1 protein-coding gene is annotated in these 550 nt (G+C 72.9%); it reads right to left on the minus strand.

Annotated features, from left to right (window positions below):
• The coding region (locus tag ACYVJ0_RS13785) for an FMN-binding negative transcriptional regulator (RefSeq protein ID WP_460818428.1) at nt 1-550 on the minus strand (550 nt) is incomplete at both ends.

Consider the following 550-nt stretch of genomic DNA (forward strand, 5'->3'; position numbering starts at 1 on the left):
GTGGGGGTCGGTCTCCAGCGCGGCGACCACCCGTTCGGCGACGGCGAGGGGCTTGTCCTGGCTCAGCTTCGCCTTGCCCTGCCACCGGGTCACGCGCAGGCGGAACGCCGCTGCGCCCTTCGCGAGGCGCCGTGCGAAGTCCTCGACCTGGGGCAGTCGGACGGGCTGCGGCATGACCGACTCGTACCGGTCCACGGTGTCGGACAGGACCTGGTACGACTCGTCGGGCGCGAGCAGCTCGACCGTGCAGTGCAGGTGGACGGCGACGTAGTTCCACGTGGGCACGGCGGGGCTCAGGTCGTACCAGCCGGGCGACACGTACCCGTGCGGGCCCTGCACGATCAGCAGCGACTCGCGGCCGCTGTCCAGCCCGTGCAGCACCTCGTCGGGCCGGCCGACGTGGCTGAGGAGGCTCATCGGCTGCCCCTGGGGCGTGTCCTCCAGGAGTACCGGGAGGTGGGAGGCGACGGGCGCTCCGTCGTCCGCCACCGAGACGAGGGTGGCCCAGCCATGGTTGCGGACCAGGTCGCGCACGCGGGCCTCGTCCTCG

Source organism: Microbacterium petrolearium, assembly GCF_054782875.1.